This is a genomic window from Oceanicaulis sp. (assembly GCF_965284345.1).
In the GTDB taxonomy this organism is placed as follows: Bacteria; Pseudomonadota; Alphaproteobacteria; order Caulobacterales; family Maricaulaceae; genus Oceanicaulis; species Oceanicaulis alexandrii_A.
This window is the reverse complement of record NZ_OZ260073.1, coordinates 2,603,724-2,623,612: the sequence shown is the minus strand read 5'-3', so window position 1 is coordinate 2,623,612 and position 19,889 is coordinate 2,603,724. Positions and strand designations below refer to the sequence as shown.

Here is a 19,889-nt window from a genome sequence, read left to right as displayed (position 1 = left end):
CCTGACAGGTATAAGGAAATAATGCATGAGACTCGTTGCGGTGATTGATGACGACCCGGTCGAGATGACAATTCTGTCAGGCCTTGCCGAACATGTTCCCGGCTCGTTTCACTTTGATCATTACAATTCAGTGAATGCTTTTTGCGAAGACCCGAAAGCGTCCGATTACGATCTCGTCTTCCTCGACCGCCGTGTGCCCCCCCACAGTGATTACGTCGAGAGTCTTCCCGTGCTGGACGGCTGCGGATTTGACGGCATTGTGGTCATGCTGACCGCACGGCGACTTGGGCCAGGCAAACCCAAAAGCCGGTTGCGGCTGCTCGGACCTTACGAGAAGCTCGACATCCAGGACCCGGACGTCATGGAATACCTGCTGAACGGTCGTCCGGCGCCCGGTCTTTAGGCCTTGGCGCTAACCGGTTCAGGCCCTGCCCAGCTGTCGCGGACCTCGCGGTACAGCGGATCAGGCTGGATATTGAGACGCTGACGCGCCTCCTCCAGCGGCAGGGGCAGCAGTTCGGTCAGATCCGTGACAACCATGTCCGTGCTCTCGCGCGCCATCTTGCGCGCATTCGCCATCATGCGGCCCACAGGCCATTGCCAGATCTCCGAGCGGATGCGCAGGCCCGCGAACATGCCCAGCAAGCGCGATCCCCGCGTACCGTTCTGATTGCCGTTATAAGTAAGCAGCAGAGCCTCTCCCAGCGGATCGCGACCATAACCGGTGAGCACATGGTGCAGGTCATGGGCGAGATGGAAGGTATAGGTCATCGCCGCAAATTCGGGATACTCGCGCTCGAGCTGGGCATAAAGATCAGGCGCGTTCTCCACAGCGGCCACATGCACGCCCAGCGGGTCGAGATTTTCGGTATCAAGATAATGCAGATACGCCGCAGCGAAGGTTCCGCGACCATAGGATTTCAAGGTCTCGCGATCGAGCAGCTTTTCGGCAAAGCGCGTGCGGTCCTCGATCTGGCTGCGCCCGAACTCGGAATTGACGAAACGACCGAGAATTCCGCCCATGCTCTGCGCGTTCACGGCGCGGAAGAACTCGAACACATAGCGCGTGTCATCGCGATCGCCGACCAGCCCCCAGAACGCGTTCCAGGCGCGAATCGGGTTGAACGGTTCCCACGGAAAGGGTGGGCAGGCTGCGTGCTGCTCGGTCATGACTGTCCTCCCGGCGGTCTTGCTCATGCCGCTCTGAATGGGAGTATCCACAATTGAATGGAAACGCCAAGTTAAAAGTGAACAGCGTTTACTGCCGAGGCGAGACGCTCACGCCTCAGGTCGAAACCCGGTGGCGATCAAAAAGGTTTCAGCGCTCTCCGACCGGCTTGCGGGCGGTTTGTAATGGCGCACCTTTTCAAAACGGGTCTTCAAAAGATCCAGCAATTCGCCCGTGGCGCCGCCTTGGAACACTTTTGCGACGAATCCGCCGCCCGGCTTGAGCACGTCCAGCGCGAAATACGCCGCCGCCTCCACCAGCGCCACAATGCGCAAATGGTCTGTGGATTTGTGTCCGGTCGTCCATGGCGCCAGATCCGAGATCACCAGATCGGCCGGCCCGCCCAAAGCGTCCTTGAGGGTGTCTTCGGCGCCCTCTTCGGTGAAATCGAGTTCCAGCTGGATTGCGCCCGTGATCGGTTCGACCTCCAGCAGGTCGATGCCCGCCACATGCGCCGCCCCGCGCTTGAGCGCGACCTGGGTCCAGCCGCCTGGCGCCGACCCAAGATCAGCCACCCGCATGCCCGGCTTGATCAAGCCGAACTTGTCATCGAGCTCGATCAGCTTGTAGGCCGCGCGGGAGCGATAGCCATCTTGCTTGGCGCGCGCCACATAAGGGTCGTTGAGCTGGCGTTCGAGCCAGAGCTTGGACGAGTATTTTCGGCCGCGTGCGGTTTTCACCCGCGTGCGGAACTGTTTGGCCGAGCGTGCGTCACCGCCCGCTGTGACGGGGCCGGACCGGCGGCGACGGCGTTCAGGTTCGCCTTCGCCGTTATCGTCATCCTTGCTCATGGCCGTCTCTCTTTTCTGTCTCGGACGCCTGGCTCTGGGCTTCATGGGAGTCGGCGCGCTTGCCTGAGCCCCGCCGACCCCGCCTGCGTTTAGGACGCATCAGGTTAAGCAGCATGCCCTCACGCAAACCGCGATCACCGACCCGGACCTTCTCGGTGGGCCAGGCTTCCATCACGGCTTCGTATATGGCGCAACCCGCCAGCACCAGATCTGCTCGGTCATGACCGATGCAGCCTTCACGCGCGCGCCCGTTGCGATCCTGGCTCGCCAGACGCTGGCAGGCGATATGCGCGTCTTCGGCCGTCATCCACATCCCGTCCACCTTGTCACGCATATAGCGCGTCAGGTTCAGATGAACGCCGGCGACCGAGGTCACCGTCCCGGACGTGCCCACCATGTGCGCACGCCCGTCATCAAAAATGGGCCGTAACCGGCGGGCCCCCTTGGGCGCCTTGAGATGTTTGACCGCGAACGCCTTCATCTTGGCGTACCAGTCCGCCCGCGCCTCGGCGCCGCCTGTTTTCGGCTCAGGAAAGCGCTCGGACAGCGTAACCACGCCCAAAGGCATGGACGACCAGCCGCGCAGCGGCGGACGACCGCCGCTGTCATAGCCGCCGCGATTGCGCCATTCCTCAAGGTCGACCCAGCACAGCTCGGTGGAGCCGCCCCCGATATCGACCACCACGGCGGCGTCCATGGCTTCATCCAGCAGGTCCAGACTGCCTTGCACCGCCAGGCGCGCCTCTTCTTCCGGGCCGATGATCTCCATCTCCAGGCCGGTCTTCGCCTTGACCCGCTCGACGAAATTCTCGCCGTTATGGGCCCGACGACACGCTTCCGTGGCTATGGCGCGCAATTTAGTCACATTGCGCCGTTTGATCCGCTCCGCGCAGACCGCCAACGCCTCAACCGCACGCTCCATGGCGGCTTCAGACAATTCGCCGGACGCGGTGATGCCCTCGCCCAGACGGACGATGCGCGAATAGGCGTCGACCACACGGAAACCCTCCCGCGTGCGCCGCGCCAGAAGCATGCGGCAATTGTTCGTGCCCAGATCGATAGCCCCGTAGATCGGGTCTTGGCGGGCGGATTTCCGGCCTCGATTCGGGCGCTGGCGCGCAGGCGCGGAGCCAGCGGCGTCCTTCGCCATGATGTTCGTCCTCATCGCGCCCGCAAAGGCCTGCAGCGCGCCGATCAAGCGGCGCAAGCCGACAAACCGGCCGCGGGCGATACTTCAGTTTGACGTTAAGGATAGCTCGCCTTTCACGCTTGTGAAAGCACCGAACCCGGCTCTTGCAGCGTCAGGCACTGGAATTGCATACCATGACAGCTACATATGACGGCCCGAATTGAGGAGTGTCCGCCTTGCGTGAGGCCAAATTCACAATCGGCGACGTGGTGCGCCATCGCCTCTTCCCGTTCCGGGGGGTGATTTTTGACGTGGATCCGGTGTTCGCGAACACCGAGGAATGGTGGCTGTCCATTCCTGAATCCATGCGGCCCGACAAAGATCAGCCCTTCTATCATCTGCTCGCTGAAAACGAAGACGGCCATTACGAGGCCTATGTCTCTGAAGGCAATTTGTTGCCCGACGCCGAAAACGGTGCGGTCACCCATCCTGACACGACCGATATTTTCGAAGGCTTTGACGGCCAGCGCTATGCGCTGAAATCCGGCGGGTTGATGCAGAACTAGCAAACACGAAAACGCCCGGATCATTGATCCGGGCGTTTTGATAGTATCGGCGAAGCTGACGTCGTCTCTAGCCCTCGTAGCGCACCACGGTCTGCTCGATGGCGCCGAAGATGGACTTGCCGTCCCTGTCGAGCATCTCGATGCGCACCGTGTCGCCCGGCGTCATGAACGGGGTTTTGGGCGCGCCGTCATAGATCGTTTCGATCATGCGGATCTCGGCGATGCAGGAATACCCCTTGCCCCCTTCCGCCACCGGCTTGCCGGGGCCGTCATCAAGCTTGTTGGAGATGGTGCCCGAGCCGATGATGGAGCCTGCCGACAGCGGACGGGTCTTGGCGGCGTGGGCGACCAGCTGGGCGAAATCGAACGTCATGTCGACGGCGCATTCCGGTTCGCCGAATTTCGATCCGTTCAGCCAGGACTGCAGCGGCAAGTGGACCTTGCGGCCGTCCCAGGCGCCGCCCAGCTCGTCAGGGGTGACGGCCACCGGAGAGAACGCGCTCGGCGGCTTGGACTGAAAGAAACCAAAGCCCTTGGCCAGCTCGCCCGGAATCAGTCCGCGGAACGACACGTCATTGACCAGCATGACCAGGCGGATTTCCTTCGCCGCCTCATCCGCGCTGAGGCCTGACGGGCCGTCGCCGGTGATGACGGCGACTTCCGCTTCAAAGTCACAGCCCCAGCTATCATCGCCCAACGGGATATCCTGACGGGGGGCGAGGAACTTGTCAGAGCCGCCCTGATACATCAACGGATCGGTCCAGAAGCTGTCCGGCAGCTCGGCCCCGCGCGCCTTGCGCACCAGTTCCACATGGTTGACGTAGGCCGAGCCGTCCGCCCACTGGAACGCCCGCGGCAGCGGCGACAGGGCGTCACGCTCATGGAAGCGCTCGCGCGGAATGGATTCGCGCTCCAGCTCGTCAGCCAGGCTGCGCAGCGCCGGTTCGCTCGTCTCCCAGTCATCGAGCGCCGCCTGCAAGGTAGGCGCGATGTGGCTGGCGTCCGCGCACCAGGCGAGATCTCTGGAGACCACCACCAGGCGACCATCGCGTTTTCCATTATTCAGCGTGGCGAGTTTCATGGCTCTTTCCTCTGCAAATGTCGTTGCCGGACGCGCGGTCAGCCCAGAAGGGCGGGCGCGACGGGGATGTCAGTGGGGGTGTCAGTGTGGAGTCCGTAGCTCCACTCGATGATGCGGTCGAGATCGGGCCCGAGCGAACGGGCGATCTGGTCGTTTTGGTCAGCCCGGCTGGATGAGGCGAAGTCCTGCTCCGGAGCCTTGGCGTTTCGCTTCATTTTTGGACCATCCGCGGCCTGTGAAACCTGATCGTCGGACAAACCCAGCTCCAGAAAATCGGAGACGTGCTTCAGAACCGGTTCGGGGTCGGCAATGAAGGCGTCCCCGTCCAGCCAGGCGACGCGTCCCGCCCCTGAGCCGCGCGACAGGGCGTTCATCTCTGCAATCTGCATGTGCCAGACCAGAGCCGCCACCTGAAGATCCGTCAAGCGCATCCGATCCACCTCGCTGATCGGCAAGGCCCGTCCATCCATGGCGAAAACGGTGTACATGAAGCGGGCGAAGGCGCGCCCGGCCTCACCTTTCTTGACGATCGACACGATGAAGGCCCGCAGGGAAGACGTCAGCAAGATCGCCTTACTCGATGGACAGGCCGCCATCACATCGCCCATCAAGTTGTTGGCGAGATTGGTGGGCTTGATCACCGCGCGCTCTCCCGGCGCATAGCCGCGCCCGATCCAGTTGAGCGCCGCCGGCAAGATGCTGGTCACCGTCTGTCCCTGCCGTTTGAGATTGGCGAGGGTCATCAACATGTCCGGCTCTCGCACGCCCAGCGCCAGACCGTCATGGTCCAGAACGCCCGCAAGCAGGGTCGAACAACAAAACGCACTGTGCCAGATGAAGGCCGGCGGCGTGCTTTGAGGCGCATGGCTGACGAGATTCTGCACCGTCACAGACGCGAGCTCGTCCTCGGTCCGGCGCCATCTCTGATCCAGAAACGGGGCCTCGCTCAACCGGCTCCGCTCGGCGCGGACGAAAATCGCCTCCGCGCCGGTCGGGTCAAACCGGTCCAGCCGCCAGGCCGGGTCCAGATACACATCAGATGACGCCATGGACGCTATTTCGCTTTCGGCTTCCAGCTGTTCACATAATCAAGATTTTCAACGCGTGATGCGCCCTCGCCCACATCCAGCGGGTCGCGGGTGTCGATCATCACGGCGTATTCGTCGGTCGCCGGCTTTTTCTGTTCCAGCATGTTGGCCAGCGCCTTGGGATGCGGGCCGTGAGTGAAGCCCGCCGGGTGGAAGGTCATCATGCCCGCATCGATATTGTCGCGGCTGAAGAAGTCGCCGGCATGGTAGAACAGCACTTCATCATAATCGTCATTGTTGTGGAAGAACGGCACTTTCAAAGCGCCCGGATCGGTCTCGAACGGACGCGGGGCGAAGGTGCAGATCACGAAACGATCCGACAGGAAGGTGGTGTGGGCGCTCGGCGGCAGATGATAGCGATGGCTCATCAAAGGCCGGATATGGCGCACATTCAGACGCACCGGGTGCAGCTCGCCATGCCAGCCCACCGCATCAAGCGGGTTGTAGGGATAGGTGATGGTGGAGACCTGGCCGCGCTTCTTGATCAGCACCTTCCACTCATGGTCCTCATCCGCCTGCTGCGCCTTGAAGGCGTCATCCATGGCGGGCACGTCGAACATGGCCGGATCGAACACGGCGTGCGGGCCCACAAGCCCCTTGTCCGGCAAGGTGTAGTGGGTGTTGGTGGCCTCAACCATCAGCACCAGCGTCGGCTCTGACGGCGACAGGCGCCACAGCGTGCCGCGCGGCAGAACGATGTAGTCGCCCGCCTCGTAGTCCAAATGTCCGAAATCGCAGAACAGCGAGCCCGCGCCGCGGTGGATGAACAAGAGCTGGTCGCCATCAGCGTTGCGCGCCAGCGTGGTCATCGGTTCCGACAGCGACCAGAAGCGGATATCGGTGGCGGCGTTGAACAGGACGGAGGCGGACTCCCACGGCGTATTCTGAGGCGTGCCCAGCTTGTTGAGATCAAAGGCGCGCGGTTGCAGCGGACCTTCAAAATCCACCCAGCCCGTGGGCGGACGCTTGTGATGCAGGAAAGCGGCGGGGCCGAAAAACCCCTCCTTGCTCATCTCCCGCTCATAGGTGCCCTCGGGCATATCGGCATGGGCCTGGCGCGAGGCATTGCCTTCAACGCGCGATGCGTAAATCCACTTGCGAGCCATGAGGCGCTCCCTGACTGGCGAAACCGTTACCGAGCAAGATAGTTACATTTGCAACTAATTAAAAGCCGCGCGGCGGACCTGAATCCATGGAAAGAGTGCAAAAGCGATCTGCCCGCCGAGACCGAGCGCACCAGCAAGCGTCATCCAACGCTGCAGCTGATCTGACATCGTGCGCTCGAAAGCCAGAGCCCCAAGACTGAATTCCGCAACCATCAAGCACGAGAAGGCGACGCCTCCCATGGCCAACGCCGCCTGAAGGGTCGATACGCGCAGCTGGCGGACCCAGAAGCCTGAGACCAGCCAGCACGCCAATAGCATCACAGGCAATTCGATCAGTACTGCGCTGAACTCACCCAGCGCAGGCTCAACAAGCAAGACCCGCACACTTCCCAGCACAAAGCCGAGCGCGAAAACGACCGCGAAATAAGCGAGACCGGCAAGCGCGGCCCGCTTCATCGCGCTTAGTCCTCATCGCCATAAATTGACACGACAGGCTCGTCGCCTGGCGTCCAGCTGGCGCGGTACATGCCTGGCGTATTGAAGCTCCAGATCGGCTCGCCATGACCCAGCATGACGACGCCGCCATCACCGCCCATCGCGGTGAGCGCATCCTGGATCACGGCGTCAGCGGCTTGCTGTCCGCCCTCCTCGCCCAGCATCTCCAGCTGTGTGCAGATGCGCGCGGCGACATTCAGCCGGATGAAGTATTCGCCGGTTCCGGTGGCCGAGACGCCGCACTCGGGTGTGGCGTAGGTGCCGGCGCCGATGATCGGGCTGTCCCCCACCCGGCCCCAGCGCTTGGCGGTCGTGCCGCCCGTCGAGGTGCCGGCCACGACCTCACCAGACTGATCGCGCGCCACAACACCCACCGTGCCAAAGGCGTGCTCGCGCTCCATCAGGTCGAGCGCGCCTTCGCGAATGGGTTCCGGTTCCGGCGCGCCTTCAGGGCGCGGCGGAACGGGCAGGCCCATGCGGCGCACAGCGCGCACCATCGAGGCCCAGCGCCGCTCGGTGAAGAAATACGAATTGTCCACCAGCTCGAGCCCCTGATCGGCGGCGAAGGCTTCCGCGCCCGGGCTCTGCAGCATCACATGGGGGCTGTTTTCCAGCACCGCCCGCGCCAGGCTGATCGGATGGCGCACGGTCGTGACGCCCGACACGGCGCCGGCCTGCATGTCCGAGCCGCGCATAATGGACGCATCAAGCTCGTTTCGCCCTTCGGCGGTGAACACCGCGCCGACGCCGGAATTGAATTTGGGATCGTCCTCAAGCGTATGGATGACCGCTTCGACCACATCCATGGCTGAAGCGCCGTCCGCCAGCATGTCGCCACCTAACCGGATGGCGGCGTCCAGGGCGTCGCGATAGGCGGCCTCGGTCTCAGCGTCCATGTCGCCGCGCTCGATCACCCCGGCGCCCCCATGCAGGACGATCGACCAGTCTTGCTCTTGAGCCAGTGCGGCTCCGTTCGCCAGAACCATCGCACACACGCCAAAAACCAAACGCCGCATTTCACTCTCCCCGAAATAGTATTTCCGTGAGAGGACCAGCTTGCGCGCGCCTTGGCAAGGACGCAGTCACGCTCGGAAGCGCAGGCCGAAAATATGAAAGGCGAGGTCCCCCAACCTCGCCTTTCTCCGCACGTCTGAACTGCTGCAGTCTAGCTCAGTCGTGGCTGGGACAGCATGCCCACGCGCCCGAGCGCATATTGGGCCTTTTCACCGAACATGCCCGTCCGGGAAGCGAGGCGATTGAGCTTTTGCGCGGTATCCTTGCACAGAGCGCGGGCGTGATCAGCCGACCATTCACCCACATCTGCGGATCCCACCGCTTCCTCAACGAGATTCAACGGGTGCATCCGCTCTTCAGCATCATAAAGGGTCGCTGTCAGAGATGTCGGCGCGGAAAAGCCCATCAGATAGGCTGGCGCGCCCATAGCGCCTTCAAGAATGCCGGACAGATCCGGGTGCGCGTAAGCGGATACGCCGGCGCGCCGGAGCAAAATCTCGCCCGGACGCGGCTCACAGCCCGGCGCGGGTTGATGCAGACCGTTATCGGCCATGATAGGGCCGCCGGGATGTAGCTGGACATGAACGATAGACCAGTTCGCCGCGCGGGCTTCGGACAGGATAGAGGCGCTGACCTGAGCAACACGTTCACCTTCAGGATCCGTCCAGGGACGACCTTCGGCGACAAACTCCATCTGCAGGTCCAGGCATACCAGTACAGGAACTCCCAGGCTCATTTTGCTGTCTCCGTCTCTTTGTTGGCCGGCGCGGTTTTGGCTCCGCGTCCAGGCTCCCTCCCCTGTAACGGTGAAGCGCCACGCTTCACCGACTTGTCCAAGGGGCCGGGTTTGTCCCAATCCCCTTCGGGCCGATCCAGGATCAACGGATCGGTATCAATGTGAAGCGCTTTGGGATGGGGGTCCGGACGCCCCTCCATTTCCGCATACGCCCTATCTGAAAATACGAAGACGCCGCGATGCTCGCGGTGGATAAAGCCATAACGCTTCCAGTACGGGATCAGATGCTCCTGCACATGGCCCACGAATTTGCGGTAGCCCTTGCGACGGATCAGATCGATCGCATCCTTCATCATCTGGCGCGCAACACGGCCTGACCGATGCCCGTTGCGCACGCAGACGCGCTCGATCTTGGCGAAGTCGGCGAACCAGCGAACCCGCAGACAGCCCAGCGGTTCGCCACCAGCCTCAGCCAGCAAATGTGTGGCGCCCGCAAGGTCATTGCCGTCAAATTCCTCGTCGTAGGGGCAGTCCTGCTCGGACATGTAAACAAGCGCACGAACCACCGAGATCCGCTGCATATCGTCCATGGTTCGCGCAACGCGCACGATCACAGGCGGTTCAAATTCCTCTACACGCGTTCCGTCCATAGCCCCCTCCAAACCCTAAGTTTTGTTGGCATCCGCAGCCTGGGGCACCCACCCCAGCCAGGCTGCGCCCGCCGATGGCGCATCAAGTGCGGCGGTCATCATGCGGCCCTCCCGGCTCATCGGCCGGGCGAACAGGGCGACATGCGGAAACGCCTTGCGGCGTGCTTCAGTGACAGCGCGCACTACGGCGCGTTTATCGGCTTCGCTGACGCCCGCCAGGCACCAGACGTAAATCGCAGACGCGCGCTCATCGGGCGCAGTCAGCTGATCAAGCTCAGGCTGATCCGGCGACAAGCGCCCGTACATCAGCGCTTCAAACCCCACAGGGTTAAGAAACAACAGGGCGATGAAGCCGCTGGCCTCGCCCGCTTCATTGCGCCGGATGAAAAAGCAACGCTCGGTGCGCGCCTGACAGGCCAGCACGATTTCGGGGGACGCCAGGGCGCCGCCCAGCGCGGTCTCTGCAACTGTGGAGGCGTCTGCAACGTCGAGAGGCTCTTCAGAAGATGTAAAGCCATGGCGCGCAAAAATGCGGATCAGTTCAGCGGTTGCTGGCGCATCTGGCCCTACAAGCCGGTGTTGCTTATCCTGATCGCGCATATAGCCCCTCATCCAATAAGACGGATGGTACCGGTTCCGATCCCTTATCGGCTTCAGCGAAGTCGACATGCCCCCTATTCATCCGCAAAGCGGACCCGCTCATGACCACTAAGCCGCAATTGTTTGACTGGGACGATCTGCGTATTTTTCATGCGCTGGTGTCCTCTGGATCCATGAGCAGCGCTGCGCGCAAGCTCGGCATCGGACAGCCAACCGTGAGTCGGCGTCTGGAGCAGCTTGAAACCCGCATCGGCGCGCGTCTGGTGACTCGCGGCGCAGACGGTGTGGAGCTGACCGATATCGGCGAGCGCATCTGGGCGCAGGTCCAGATCATGCAAAATACGGCCGGCGATATTGAGCGCATCGCCCACCAGGCGGACCGGGCGGACGCCGGCACGGTGCATCTGGCGGCGCCCGAAGGCGTGGCCGGATACTGGATCGCGCGCCAACTCCCAAGCTTTGTCGAAGCCAATCCGCTGATCAATCTGGAGATCAACACCCGCGTGGATGGCGAGATGGCGCTCGATCAGAGCGATATCAGCCTGCAGATGACGGAATCCAAACGGATGAGCCATGTGGCGACGGAGCTGGCGACGCTGCATTACGTGCCCTTCGCGGCGCGCGCTTATCTCGACACCTATGGCGCGCCCAAAAGCGTCGCAGACGTGCTCAATCACCGCATTGCGGATCTGGTGAGCTATCGCGAGCAGCAAACCCATTGGCCAAAGGAAGCCAGCGCCATCAAACAGATGATGAACCCGTCCCTGACGACGGATAATTCACTGGCGCTGGTTGAGGCGGTGCGCGCGGGCACGGCCATCTCGATGATCCCCACCTACGCCGCCAAGGTCCAGCCCGACCTGGTCCATGTGGATCTGGGGCTGGAAGTGCCGATCACGCTTTGGATGGTCTATCATCCCGACCAGCGCCGCGTGACGCGCGTGCGCAAGGTTCTGGACTGGCTGCGCGAGATTTTCGACGGCTCGCTTTATCCTTGGTTCCGCAAGGATTACCTGCCGCCCAATACGTTCTCGGATGTGGATGTGGTGCATGTGCGCGGCGAACGCCCACGCCCCCGTGCGCTGGACTAGGCGCGCGGCCCGGTATGCGCGATGGCAAGGCGGAGCCCCGCCCAGATCGCGCTCGCAATGACGCTGGCATAGAGCAAGAACACCAGATCGGGTTGGTAGAGCGCCAAACCGGTTAGCGTCGTACCAAAGAGGTTAGGCACGCCCCTTAACAGCACGACCGCCAGTACGCCCGCCATCACCAGCGGGAACCAGAGGCTGATCATTCCGCCCAGGCCGGACTTGGCGCGCAAACCGTCGCGCAGCACAAAAGCGACAATACTGGCCGCCAGATAGACAAGCGGCATCAGCGCGAAAAGCAGGTATAACGATTTGGGCCCCCAGTTGGCGCCAGCGTCGGCATAGGGCTCGCCCAGCGCCCGATTGGTCACGCCATAAAGCAGCGGATAGACCTCACCAAAGCCCATACCACCCGACGCATTGACCAGCACGACCACCCCGCGCTGCTGTGCCGGTTCCAGAACCGCGATCGCCTCAAAGCCCGGCGTCAGCCCGCTATGCAGCGCATAGCCGCCCTCAGGGTCCAGCGCCCAGCCCAGACCGTAATAGGGCGAAGCATCGCTGGCCGGTCGCAGCATCATCGCCTTGCCTGCAGACGAGATCACATCATCGCGCCCGTTCAGCATCATTTGCAGGTAGTGCGCCATGTCCACGGCGCTGGAGACAATGCCCCCGGAGGGCGCGGTCACGCTACTCCCCCAACTTGCCTCAACCGGACGCCGCCCGAAGAACCAGGGTTGATGCCCGGTCGCCAGACCACCAACCGGCTCACCGGTCAGGACATGTGTGTTCGTCATTTCCAACGGAGATAGTATGTGCGCTGAGACATACTCGGCATAAGCCTCACCGCTAACCGCTTCGATCACCGCGCCGAGGATCTGGTAATTGGCGTTGGAATAGGCCCATGCGCCGGCGGCTTGGGCAGGGCCATCAGCGGCGAGCTGAGACACCCGTTCAGCGAGGCTCTGATCGTGATGCGCCGCATTGCCCTGAACCGTCGAATAGCCACTGGTATGGCCGAGCAGCTGACGCAAAGTAATCGGCGTTTGCGTCTCAAAGTCGGGAAGGTGGAGGGCGACCTCGTCTTCAAGTGTCAGGGCGCCGCCTTCCTTGAGCTGCATGATTGCAAGCGCGGTAAAGCTCTTTGTGATCGAGCCGACCTGAAACAGGGCCTGCGGCGTCACAGATGCGTCTTCGCCCCGCCGCAGAACACCGGACGCGCCCGTAATGACGCCCCCTTCATCCACGAGCGCATAGGCAAGACCGGGCGCATTCGAGCGCGCCATCTGCTGGTCGAGAAAAGCGTCAACGTTGTCGGCAGCTTGCGCCATAGCGCTCGTCGCCAGAGTGAAGACCGCCATTAGAGAAGTCAGAATAAGCCGCATGAAGTCCCCCATCCGGGGGCATAGTGCACCGTGTCGCCTCAAGGACAAACACGAGGGCGCCGCATATGAAAAAGCTCCCGAACGACTGAACGTTCGGGAGCTTGATCCATGCCGTACTCTCGTCGGCCTTACGGCGTCAGGACGACCTTGCCCTTCACGCGGCGCTCGAGAAGGTCTTCAAACGCCTTGGCGTAGTCTTCAAGCTTATAGCTGGCGGAGACTTGCGGCTTGATCTTGCCCGCCTCGTAGAAATCAAAGATTTCCTTGAGGTTTTGCGCATTTGCGCGCGGGTTCTGCCCGGCCCAGGCGCCCCAGAAAACACCTTGGATGTTGCGACTATTCAAAAGCGCGAGATTGAGCGGGATCTTCGGGATCGGGCCGGACGCAAAGCCGATCACCAGATAGCGCCCGTTCCAGCCCGTCGCGCGCAGCGCAGGCTCGGCGAAGTCGCCGCCGACCGGGTCATAGACCACGTCCACGCCCTTGCCGCCGCTCAATTCCTTGGCGCGAACTTTCAGGTCTTCGGTGGTGTAATTGATCGTCTCGTCCGCGCCATTGTCGCGGCAGAACTGCAGCTTCTCTTCAGAACTCGCCGCCGCGATCACCGTGGCGCCCATGGCCTTGGCGAGCTGGACCGTGGCGATGCCGACGCCGCCCGCGGCGCCCAGCACCAGGATCGTCTCGCCCTCTTTGAGCTGCGCCCGATCTTTCAGCGCGTGATAGCTGGTGCCGTAAATCGTGGTCAGCGCCGCGCCTTCTTCATAGCTCATGCTCTCTGGCATGGGCACGACCTGGCTGAAATGCACCGGCACTTTCTCGGCGAAAGCGCCCAGCATGGTCGCCGCGATCACCCGGTCGCCGTCCTTGACGCCCTGCACCTTGTCGCCCAGCGCGGAGATGACTCCCGCCGCCTCCATGCCCGGCACGAAAGGGGTCGGCGGCTTCATTTGGTAATTGCCCTCGACCAGCAAGATGTCGGGGAAGTTTACGCCCGCCGCCTTGACGTCGAGCATCACCATGCCCTCGCCCAGAGGCGGCTCGGGCGCCTCCTCCACGGTGAGGTTTTTGTAAGGTGCGAAATCCTTGCAGATCAATGCGCGCATGAACGGCTCCTCCCTGACTCGTCTGTCTGTTTGAGGGCACGATAGAGCAGCAAACGCGTGGCGCAAGCAACTCCTTAACCGCTAAAGCGCCTGCGCTTTCCGAATCTCTACGTATGGCGCAGTGTGACGACTGCCGACAGGCTGCATCCCTATAGAGAACCGAGCAGAAAGGCCGCTCCATGAGCCCCAAAGATATTCAGGCGCCGCAAGCCTTCGCTCCGTCCGTGCAGCTCAATCTCAACATACGTGGGCTGGGCCTGTCCGCGACGCTGGCGATCAACGAACGCTCCGCGGCCTTGATGAAGCAGGGCCGCAAGGTGTCAAGGCTGGGTTTGGGCCAATCTCCCTTCCCCGTGCCCGACATCATGCAAAAGGCGCTTCGCGACAACGCCTTCCAGAAGGATTATCTGCCGGTTCAGGGGCTGTACGGCCTGCGTGAGAGCATTTGCCGCTATCTGGAGCGCACCCAGGGGCTCGATTTTGACCCCGAAGACATTCTGGTGGGACCCGGCTCCAAAGAACTGATGTTCTTGCTTCAGCTGGTCTATTACGGCGATCTCCTGATCCCCACCCCGTCCTGGGTCAGCTATGCGCCTCAGGCCCAGATCATCGGCCGCCCGATCCGCTGGCTGCCCACGGCGCCCGACACCGGGCTCGGCGTCACGCCGGAAGTGCTGAGTGCTGCATGTGAGGCGGATCCGGACCGCCCGCGCCTTCTGATCCTGAACTCTCCAGGCAATCCCACCGGCACCGCCTATACGCCTGATCAGATGCTCGGCATCGCGGAAGCCGCACGCGAGCACCGCTTGCTACTGTTGTCAGACGAGATTTATGGCGGCGTGCAGTTTGACGGCAAACACCATTCCGCCGCCCGCTATTATCGCGGCGGCACGATCATTTCCGACGGCATTTCCAAATGGGCGGGCGCCGGCGGCTGGCGGCTTGGCTTTTTCGCTTTCCCCAAGTCCCTGAGCTGGCTCAAGGACGCCATGGCCACGGCGGCGAGCGAGACCTACACCTCGGTCTCAGCCCCGATCCAGCACGCGGCCAAGCTCGCCTTTGAAGGCGGGCCGGAGATGGAATTGTATCTCACCCGGTCCCGGCAGGTGTTGTCCGCGCTTGCTGAGTTCGTCACCGCAGAGCTGACTGGCGCCGGTGCGCAGGTCAATCCGATCCGCGGCGGGTTCTACGCCTTTCCCAATTTTGATCCGCTGCGCAGCGCCCTCAATGCGCGCGGGATCACAACCAGCAGCCAGCTGTGTGAAGCGCTCTTGGAAGACACCGGCGTCGCCACCCTGCCCGGCTCGGCGTTCGGACGTCCCGAGAGCGAGCTGTCGCTGCGGCTGGCGTTTGTGGATTTTGACGGGGAACTGGCGCTAAGGGCCCTGTCAGAGGGCGAAACGCTCGACGAAGCCTTCCTGAACCGGCATTGTTCGCGGGTGATCGAGGGGATCAAAGCCATGGCGCATTGGGCGCGCGGCTGACCCTTACGCGCGGGACCGTCATGGACATTGACTGGAATGCGGTGATGGCCGCCGAGGGGTTTTCCACCTGGATCCGCATCATGATCTGGGTCTGGGTCGCGTGCGTGATCTGGCTTTTCGTGGTGCTGTTGCGCGGCGGCTTCACAGACATGACCGAAGTGATCACTTCACGCTACGCCACGGCGGGCGAACGTTCGCGCATGATGATGCGCCTGCCGACCCGGTTTTTACTGCTGGTGGTCGCCGCCCTGTTCGGCGGCGCCAGCTTCGCCATTCCGCTCTTTATACAAGGTGCGGTGGTGTTGTTCTTCTGGCGGCAGGCCACGGGCGGATAAACAAACCCCGCCTCCGGAAGGAGACGGGGTCCATCATTTTCAGTCATTTTTCGGCTTACGCCGCGCCGGCGTTTCGCTTCGGCAGGACCCAGTCGGGGCGCGGGAAATGGCAGGTATAGCCATTGGGATAGCGCTCGAGATAATCCTGGTGGAAATCTTCCGCCTCCCAGAACTCACCGGCAGGGACGACTTGCGTCACCACCTGGCCCGGCCACAAACCCGACGCGTTCACGTCCGCAATCGTATCCTCAGCGACCGCTTTTTGCGTTTCGCTCAGATAGAAGATGGCTGACCGGTACTGGTCGCCGATATCATTGCCCTGACGGTCCAGCGTCGTGGGATCATGGATCTGGAAGAACAGCTCCAGCATCTCGCGATAGCTGGTCACGCTCGGATCAAACACGATTTCGATGGATTCTGCGTGGCCGGTCCGGCCGGTCTTCACCGTCTCATAAGTGGGATTATCAGTCTTGCCGCCGCTATAGCCCACGCGTGTGGAGATCACGCCGGGCCGACGCCGGATCAGGTCCTGCATGCCCCAGAAACAGCCGCCCGCCAGAAGGGCGCGTTCAGTGGTCTCAACCATTATAGGGCCTCCTTACGGCCAGCTTTCACAAAATCGATATACTCGCCATAGCCCTCCGCCTCCATCTCTTCGAGCGGAATAAAGCGCAGCGCGGCGGAGTTGATGCAGTAGCGCAAGCCGCCCGCCTCTTCCGGACCGTCCGGAAAGACATGGCCCAGATGGCTGTCGGCATGAGTGGAGCGCACTTCGGTGCGGACCATGCCGTGACTGTCATCGCGCAGCTCATCGAGCGCCTCTGGCGTGATGGGCCGGGTGAAGCTGGGCCAGCCGCAGCCGGATTCATATTTGTCCGCGGACGCAAACAGGGGTTCGCCCGACACGATATCCACGAAGATCCCGTCACGTTTTTCGTCCAGCAATTCGCCAGTGAATGGGCGCTCTGTGCCGCTCTCTTGCGTGACATGGCGCTGCTCAGGCGTCAGCCGGGCCAGCGCGTCAGGCGTGCGGGCCCATTTGGGGTCAGTCGTCATCACGATCTCCTCAGCCTCTCACACGGATATGGGGCGCATCAGAGCGCCCGCCAGCGTCCTCTCATCAATGTGAGGCGGCGGGCTCATCAGACAAGAGGCGATGGAGGCGAGGTTACAGAGCGCCGATGGCTTCCCAGGGAAACTCCACCCATTCATCGGCCGGCGTCTGAAGCCCGATGACGACGCCTGGCGCGCCGCCGGTCTTGTCCACCAGCGCCGCCACGATGGCGTCGGGATAGCGCGCGCGGATCGCTTCAAGCGTCCGGCCGGAATCAATGATGTCATCGATCACGATGGCGGCGCTGTCCGGCGCCGCGCCATAGGCTTGTATCCGGCCCTGCGCGCCCTCCACGCCATCGGCATAGGACATCAGCCCCAGAGACGTCATCTTGCGCAAGCCCAGCCGGTGCGCCACCAGCGCGGCGGGGATCAACCCGCCGCGCGCCACGCCCACCAGCATTGTGTCGGGATCAATCGGACCGTGCCGCTCGATCAGCTGATCGGCGATGCTGGCGGACAAGGTTTCGATATCGGTCCAGCTGAGCTTGTGCATGGGGCGTCCCTTTTCATTCTGATGCAGCGGCTTGATCGAGCCGGTCCAGCGCCGCCTGAGCATTGGAACACCAATAGCAGTCCTGTGTGCTTTGGCCCAAGGTCAAAGCCTGACTGTAATGCTGGCGCGCCCGCTCATTCTGCCCGATCTGCTCATAGGCGTGAGCCAGGCTGTCCTGCAAATTGCCGTTCTGAGGGTGCAGCTCAGCATTCAGCGTCAGAAGGCCCAGCCCCCACGCCACCTCTCTGCGCTCGATAGACAGCAAACCCGTCCGGTTCAGCACCCAGGGCGGTGGAACAGGATCGCCTGATCGCGCGGCCAGATAGGCGGGCAAGAGGTCAATGTCTTCCGGCGTGTGATCCGCCATGAAAGTGTGCACCAGCCGCACAGGTCCGCCATGCACCGGATCAGGCTCATAACGCGGATCATCCGTCATGCGCGCGATCTCATACCCCATGCGGCCGACACTGCCGCGCGCCGCATTGGTCATATGAAGGATCAAGGTGTCGGTGCGTGGCCCGTATTCAATGCTGACGAAGAAGACGCCATTACTGCCGGAATGGCTGATCCAGGGCTCACCGGAGGGCCGCACTCCGACAACCCAGCCATAGCTGTAATGGGTGAAACTCGGCGGATAGGGATCATCAAGCGCCATCAAAGGCGCGTATATCAGAGCCAGCGAATCCGGGTTGAGGACCTCGCCTGCATGGAGCGCCGCCATCCAGCGATGCATATCTGAAGGGGTTGAATAGAGCCCGCCATTGCCCAGCAACCGATAGGAGACGGGCTCAGTCCGCCAGCGGTCCAGATAAAACAAGCCCCGATCGGCACGATCCGGATCGGCATGAAAATCATCATATCCGCGCGCCGCGTTTTGGGCGGACCAATCCATCAAGCGATACCCGGTCTGCGTCAGCCCGGCTGGCTCCAGAACCAGCCGACGCAAGGCGGTTTCATACCCCTCCTCCGTGGCGCGCTCGATCACGATAGCCAGCAGGGAATAGCCAGCGTTCGTATAGTCATAACTGCTGCCCGGCGATCGGTTGAGCGGACTGGCCCAGAGCGGCGCCAGGAAGTCAGCTTCAGATTTGAAAGGATCTGAATCGCGCCCGTCGAACGCCCCGTTATCATCTGACAGCCCCGAACTATGGGTCAGCAGCTGATGGATGGTGATGCCCGCCTTGTCCTCAGGCGCTTCGGGAAAGAAACGCGCCAGCGGATCCTCAAGCCTCAACACGCCCTCCTCGACCAGGCGCAGTATGGCCGCCGCCGTGAATTGCTTGGTCATGGACCCAATGTCGAACAGGGTGTCTTCGTGATACGCAGCGCCTGAACGCCGGTCTGAGACGCCGTGATAGCCCTGATAGACCGGCACGCCGCCCTGGTAGACCCACAACACGCCGGGAGTCGCGCCCTCGGCCATGGACGCTTGCACATACGACTCGATCCGCGCCGACACGGGCGCAGGGGCGTAGGGCGCAGACCAACACGGCGCCGTTGCAAACAGCGCGCACGCAACACTTAGCCATTTCCACACGGACATGGCGACCTCCATAAATTTCATGATGTCAGAGACGAAAAAGAGCTTGGCTATTTCCAGCGAAAGCTGACGAAGAAACAGCCCAATGCGCCCAGCAAGAACATGACCGCCGGCGCCAGGAACCAGCGCAGCGGCGACGGCGTGATCACCAGCTCAGAATCCACGGGCCGGAAAAACCGTTGTCCGCCCTCCACACGCTCCAGATAGCCGTTTGCATGCATGTCCTGGGTGACCCGCACTTGCGGATCGGCCCGCTCCATCATGGCGATCTGCAAGGCGCGGGCGGCGGCCTCTTCGGGCCGGTCTTCGCCAAGATCCGGCCGCAGGGTGCTATCCAGAATGGAATAGACGTTCATGTCTTCACCCGGCGCAATCACGCCCGGCGACGTATAATGGTAGACGGTGTGTTCGTCGTCCTCAGCCAGGCTGAAAAGCCCCAAAGAGGCCCCGCCCAGAAACACGCTGACCACGCCCGCCGCCAGCCAGCTGCGCGCCAGGCGCGTGCTGCGCGTCTGGAGCGTGATGATGGCGGAGCGAACCTGGGCCACCTCGCGCAGATCTTTCAGGCTTTGCGCATCCAGGGACTGGGCCACAGCTTCGGCGTCAAACCCATAGGCCGCCGCCAAGCGCTCGAAGACGTCTTGTGACGGGAAGGACTTCCCCGTCTCCAGCTTGGACAGATAGGACTGTTCGATCTCGGCCTTGGCCGCCGCTTCGGGCTGGGTCCAGCCCTTCTGTTCTCGTTGGGCTCTCAGATACTCGCCGAATGTCATAACCGTCTCCGCTCAATGCGTACGCCAACCGTACGTCCTTGAGCGCAGTCTTGGAAAGTCGGGGCGCGACTGACAGATGAATATCAGC

Annotated in this window: 23 protein-coding genes; 5 read left to right on the top strand and 18 right to left on the bottom strand. The window is 62.3% G+C overall.

Going from position 1 to position 19,889, the window contains the following annotated elements; translation table 11 throughout:
* Window positions 1-25: 25 nt before the first annotated feature.
* Complete coding sequence (locus ACQ66J_RS12715) at window positions 26-403, top strand: hypothetical protein (protein ID WP_375549359.1); 378 nt, start codon at window positions 26-28, stop codon at window positions 401-403.
* On the opposite strand, the gene ACQ66J_RS12710 is transcribed toward ACQ66J_RS12715, so the two are convergent.
* From ACQ66J_RS12710 to ACQ66J_RS12700, 3 genes are all read right to left on the bottom strand, one after another.
* Complete coding sequence (locus ACQ66J_RS12710) at window positions 400-1,170, bottom strand: Coq4 family protein (RefSeq protein WP_430431920.1); 771 nt, start codon at window positions 1,168-1,170, stop codon at window positions 400-402. The two genes, ACQ66J_RS12715 and ACQ66J_RS12710, sit on opposite strands and share 4 nt — an antisense overlap.
* A gap of 108 nt (window positions 1,171-1,278) precedes the next feature.
* Window positions 1,279-2,019 carry an RlmE family RNA methyltransferase gene (locus tag ACQ66J_RS12705; RefSeq protein ID WP_375549361.1) on the bottom strand — a complete coding sequence of 247 codons (741 nt, stop codon included), beginning with the start codon at window positions 2,017-2,019 and terminating at the stop codon, window positions 1,279-1,281.
* The gene (locus tag ACQ66J_RS12700; protein WP_430431919.1) at window positions 2,006-3,169 is read right to left on the bottom strand and encodes a Ppx/GppA phosphatase family protein; all 1,164 of its coding nucleotides are present in this window, start codon (window positions 3,167-3,169) and stop codon (window positions 2,006-2,008) included. The genes ACQ66J_RS12705 and ACQ66J_RS12700 overlap by 14 nt, the downstream gene beginning before the upstream one ends.
* A 215-nt stretch (window positions 3,170-3,384) precedes the next feature.
* On the opposite strand from ACQ66J_RS12700, the gene hspQ reads away from it, so the two are divergent.
* Window positions 3,385-3,714 carry a heat shock protein HspQ gene (gene hspQ / locus ACQ66J_RS12695; RefSeq protein WP_430431918.1) on the top strand — a complete coding sequence of 110 codons (330 nt, stop codon included), beginning with the start codon at window positions 3,385-3,387 and terminating at the stop codon, window positions 3,712-3,714.
* Between the two features lie 67 nt (window positions 3,715-3,781).
* Here the strand turns inward: hspQ and ACQ66J_RS12690 are convergent, their stop codons facing one another.
* The 8 genes from ACQ66J_RS12690 to ACQ66J_RS12655 form a co-directional block, all read right to left on the bottom strand.
* Window positions 3,782-4,795 (bottom strand): fumarylacetoacetate hydrolase family protein, encoded by a 1,014-nt coding sequence (locus ACQ66J_RS12690; protein WP_430431917.1) that lies wholly within the window; start codon window positions 4,793-4,795, stop codon window positions 3,782-3,784.
* 38 nt (window positions 4,796-4,833) lie between these two features.
* A complete protein-coding gene (locus ACQ66J_RS12685) occupies window positions 4,834-5,844 on the bottom strand; it encodes a hypothetical protein (RefSeq protein ID WP_430431916.1) in 1,011 nt (336 codons plus the stop codon).
* 5 nt (window positions 5,845-5,849) lie between these two features.
* A complete protein-coding gene (locus tag ACQ66J_RS12680) occupies window positions 5,850-6,989 on the bottom strand; it encodes a homogentisate 1,2-dioxygenase (RefSeq protein WP_375549366.1) in 1,140 nt (379 codons plus the stop codon).
* Window positions 6,990-7,043: 54 nt separating this feature from the next.
* A complete protein-coding gene (locus ACQ66J_RS12675) occupies window positions 7,044-7,445 on the bottom strand; it encodes a hypothetical protein (RefSeq protein WP_430431915.1) in 402 nt (133 codons plus the stop codon).
* Between the two features lie 5 nt (window positions 7,446-7,450).
* Window positions 7,451-8,500 (bottom strand): isoaspartyl peptidase/L-asparaginase family protein, encoded by a 1,050-nt coding sequence (locus ACQ66J_RS12670; protein ID WP_430431914.1) that lies wholly within the window; start codon window positions 8,498-8,500, stop codon window positions 7,451-7,453.
* Window positions 8,501-8,649: 149 nt separating this feature from the next.
* The gene (locus tag ACQ66J_RS12665; protein WP_430431913.1) at window positions 8,650-9,234 is read right to left on the bottom strand and encodes a cysteine hydrolase family protein; all 585 of its coding nucleotides are present in this window, start codon (window positions 9,232-9,234) and stop codon (window positions 8,650-8,652) included.
* Window positions 9,231-9,884 carry a GNAT family N-acetyltransferase gene (locus tag ACQ66J_RS12660; protein WP_430431912.1) on the bottom strand — a complete coding sequence of 218 codons (654 nt, stop codon included), beginning with the start codon at window positions 9,882-9,884 and terminating at the stop codon, window positions 9,231-9,233. The genes ACQ66J_RS12665 and ACQ66J_RS12660 overlap by 4 nt, the downstream gene beginning before the upstream one ends.
* Window positions 9,885-9,899: 15 nt before the next feature.
* Window positions 9,900-10,484: a hypothetical protein gene (locus ACQ66J_RS12655; RefSeq protein WP_430431911.1), complete on the bottom strand. Its 585-nt coding sequence runs from the start codon at window positions 10,482-10,484 to the stop codon at window positions 9,900-9,902.
* A gap of 101 nt (window positions 10,485-10,585) precedes the next feature.
* Here ACQ66J_RS12655 and ACQ66J_RS12650 point away from each other — a divergent pair, with 101 nt between their 5' ends.
* Window positions 10,586-11,575 carry a LysR family transcriptional regulator gene (locus ACQ66J_RS12650; RefSeq protein ID WP_430431910.1) on the top strand — a complete coding sequence of 330 codons (990 nt, stop codon included), beginning with the start codon at window positions 10,586-10,588 and terminating at the stop codon, window positions 11,573-11,575.
* Here the strand turns inward: ACQ66J_RS12650 and ACQ66J_RS12645 are convergent.
* Window positions 11,572-12,957, bottom strand: a complete 1,386-nt coding sequence (locus tag ACQ66J_RS12645) for a serine hydrolase domain-containing protein (RefSeq protein WP_430431909.1) — start codon at window positions 12,955-12,957, stop codon at window positions 11,572-11,574. The genes ACQ66J_RS12650 and ACQ66J_RS12645 overlap by 4 nt on opposite strands.
* Window positions 12,958-13,085: 128 nt before the next feature.
* Entirely contained in the window at window positions 13,086-14,060 is a 975-nt protein-coding gene (locus ACQ66J_RS12640) for an NADPH:quinone oxidoreductase family protein (RefSeq protein WP_430431908.1), read from the bottom strand.
* Window positions 14,061-14,239: 179 nt separating this feature from the next.
* Between ACQ66J_RS12640 and ACQ66J_RS12635 the strand changes: the two genes are divergently transcribed.
* Window positions 14,240-15,544, top strand: a complete 1,305-nt coding sequence (locus ACQ66J_RS12635) for a pyridoxal phosphate-dependent aminotransferase (protein ID WP_430431907.1) — start codon at window positions 14,240-14,242, stop codon at window positions 15,542-15,544.
* A gap of 20 nt (window positions 15,545-15,564) precedes the next feature.
* Window positions 15,565-15,879, top strand: coding sequence for a hypothetical protein (locus tag ACQ66J_RS12630; protein WP_022701943.1), 315 nt, complete (start codon window positions 15,565-15,567; stop codon window positions 15,877-15,879).
* Window positions 15,880-15,934: 55 nt separating this feature from the next.
* On the opposite strand, the gene msrA is transcribed toward ACQ66J_RS12630, so the two are convergent.
* The 5 genes from msrA to ACQ66J_RS12605 all read right to left on the bottom strand — a co-directional run bounded on the left by msrA (window position 15,935) and on the right by ACQ66J_RS12605 (window position 19,801).
* Window positions 15,935-16,465, bottom strand: coding sequence for a peptide-methionine (S)-S-oxide reductase MsrA (msrA, locus tag ACQ66J_RS12625; protein ID WP_430431906.1), 531 nt, complete (start codon window positions 16,463-16,465; stop codon window positions 15,935-15,937).
* A complete protein-coding gene (gene msrB / locus ACQ66J_RS12620; RefSeq protein WP_430431905.1) occupies window positions 16,465-16,935 on the bottom strand; it encodes a peptide-methionine (R)-S-oxide reductase MsrB in 471 nt (156 codons plus the stop codon). The genes msrA and msrB overlap by 1 nt, the downstream gene beginning before the upstream one ends.
* Before the next feature lie 112 nt (window positions 16,936-17,047).
* On the bottom strand, window positions 17,048-17,488 hold the full coding sequence (locus tag ACQ66J_RS12615; protein WP_430431904.1) for a phosphoribosyltransferase: 441 nt from the start codon (window positions 17,486-17,488) through the stop codon (window positions 17,048-17,050).
* Between the two features lie 13 nt (window positions 17,489-17,501).
* Window positions 17,502-19,031, bottom strand: coding sequence for a serine hydrolase (locus ACQ66J_RS12610; protein ID WP_430431903.1), 1,530 nt, complete (start codon window positions 19,029-19,031; stop codon window positions 17,502-17,504).
* A gap of 47 nt (window positions 19,032-19,078) precedes the next feature.
* Window positions 19,079-19,801 (bottom strand): helix-turn-helix domain-containing protein, encoded by a 723-nt coding sequence (locus ACQ66J_RS12605; protein WP_430431902.1) that lies wholly within the window; start codon window positions 19,799-19,801, stop codon window positions 19,079-19,081.
* Window positions 19,802-19,889 lie beyond the last annotated feature (88 nt).

What these genes read in the sequence shown, in the direction of transcription:
- ACQ66J_RS12715 (WP_375549359.1), top strand. Translation starts at nt 26, where the DNA reads ATGAGACTCGTTGCGGTGATTGATGACGACCCGGTCGAGATGACAATT.
- ACQ66J_RS12710 (WP_430431920.1), bottom strand. Translation starts at nt 1,170, where the DNA reads ATGACCGAGCAGCACGCAGCCTGCCCACCCTTTCCGTGGGAACCGTTC.
- ACQ66J_RS12705 (WP_375549361.1), bottom strand. Translation starts at nt 2,019, where the DNA reads ATGAGCAAGGATGACGATAACGGCGAAGGCGAACCTGAACGCCGTCGC.
- ACQ66J_RS12700 (WP_430431919.1), bottom strand. Translation starts at nt 3,169, where the DNA reads ATGGCGAAGGACGCCGCTGGCTCCGCGCCTGCGCGCCAGCGCCCGAAT.
- ACQ66J_RS12690 (WP_430431917.1), bottom strand. Translation starts at nt 4,795, where the DNA reads ATGAAACTCGCCACGCTGAATAATGGAAAACGCGATGGTCGCCTGGTG.
- ACQ66J_RS12685 (WP_430431916.1), bottom strand. Translation starts at nt 5,844, where the DNA reads ATGGCGTCATCTGATGTGTATCTGGACCCGGCCTGGCGGCTGGACCGG.
- ACQ66J_RS12680 (WP_375549366.1), bottom strand. Translation starts at nt 6,989, where the DNA reads ATGGCTCGCAAGTGGATTTACGCATCGCGCGTTGAAGGCAATGCCTCG.
- ACQ66J_RS12675 (WP_430431915.1), bottom strand. Translation starts at nt 7,445, where the DNA reads ATGAAGCGGGCCGCGCTTGCCGGTCTCGCTTATTTCGCGGTCGTTTTC.
- ACQ66J_RS12670 (WP_430431914.1), bottom strand. Translation starts at nt 8,500, where the DNA reads ATGCGGCGTTTGGTTTTTGGCGTGTGTGCGATGGTTCTGGCGAACGGA.
- ACQ66J_RS12665 (WP_430431913.1), bottom strand. Translation starts at nt 9,234, where the DNA reads ATGAGCCTGGGAGTTCCTGTACTGGTATGCCTGGACCTGCAGATGGAG.
- ACQ66J_RS12660 (WP_430431912.1), bottom strand. Translation starts at nt 9,884, where the DNA reads ATGGACGGAACGCGTGTAGAGGAATTTGAACCGCCTGTGATCGTGCGC.
- ACQ66J_RS12655 (WP_430431911.1), bottom strand. Translation starts at nt 10,484, where the DNA reads ATGCGCGATCAGGATAAGCAACACCGGCTTGTAGGGCCAGATGCGCCA.
- ACQ66J_RS12650 (WP_430431910.1), top strand. Translation starts at nt 10,586, where the DNA reads ATGACCACTAAGCCGCAATTGTTTGACTGGGACGATCTGCGTATTTTT.
- ACQ66J_RS12645 (WP_430431909.1), bottom strand. Translation starts at nt 12,957, where the DNA reads ATGCGGCTTATTCTGACTTCTCTAATGGCGGTCTTCACTCTGGCGACG.
- ACQ66J_RS12640 (WP_430431908.1), bottom strand. Translation starts at nt 14,060, where the DNA reads ATGCGCGCATTGATCTGCAAGGATTTCGCACCTTACAAAAACCTCACC.
- ACQ66J_RS12635 (WP_430431907.1), top strand. Translation starts at nt 14,240, where the DNA reads ATGAGCCCCAAAGATATTCAGGCGCCGCAAGCCTTCGCTCCGTCCGTG.
- ACQ66J_RS12630 (WP_022701943.1), top strand. Translation starts at nt 15,565, where the DNA reads ATGGACATTGACTGGAATGCGGTGATGGCCGCCGAGGGGTTTTCCACC.
- msrA (WP_430431906.1), bottom strand. Translation starts at nt 16,465, where the DNA reads ATGGTTGAGACCACTGAACGCGCCCTTCTGGCGGGCGGCTGTTTCTGG.
- msrB (WP_430431905.1), bottom strand. Translation starts at nt 16,935, where the DNA reads ATGACGACTGACCCCAAATGGGCCCGCACGCCTGACGCGCTGGCCCGG.
- ACQ66J_RS12615 (WP_430431904.1), bottom strand. Translation starts at nt 17,488, where the DNA reads ATGCACAAGCTCAGCTGGACCGATATCGAAACCTTGTCCGCCAGCATC.
- ACQ66J_RS12610 (WP_430431903.1), bottom strand. Translation starts at nt 19,031, where the DNA reads ATGTCCGTGTGGAAATGGCTAAGTGTTGCGTGCGCGCTGTTTGCAACG.
- ACQ66J_RS12605 (WP_430431902.1), bottom strand. Translation starts at nt 19,801, where the DNA reads ATGACATTCGGCGAGTATCTGAGAGCCCAACGAGAACAGAAGGGCTGG.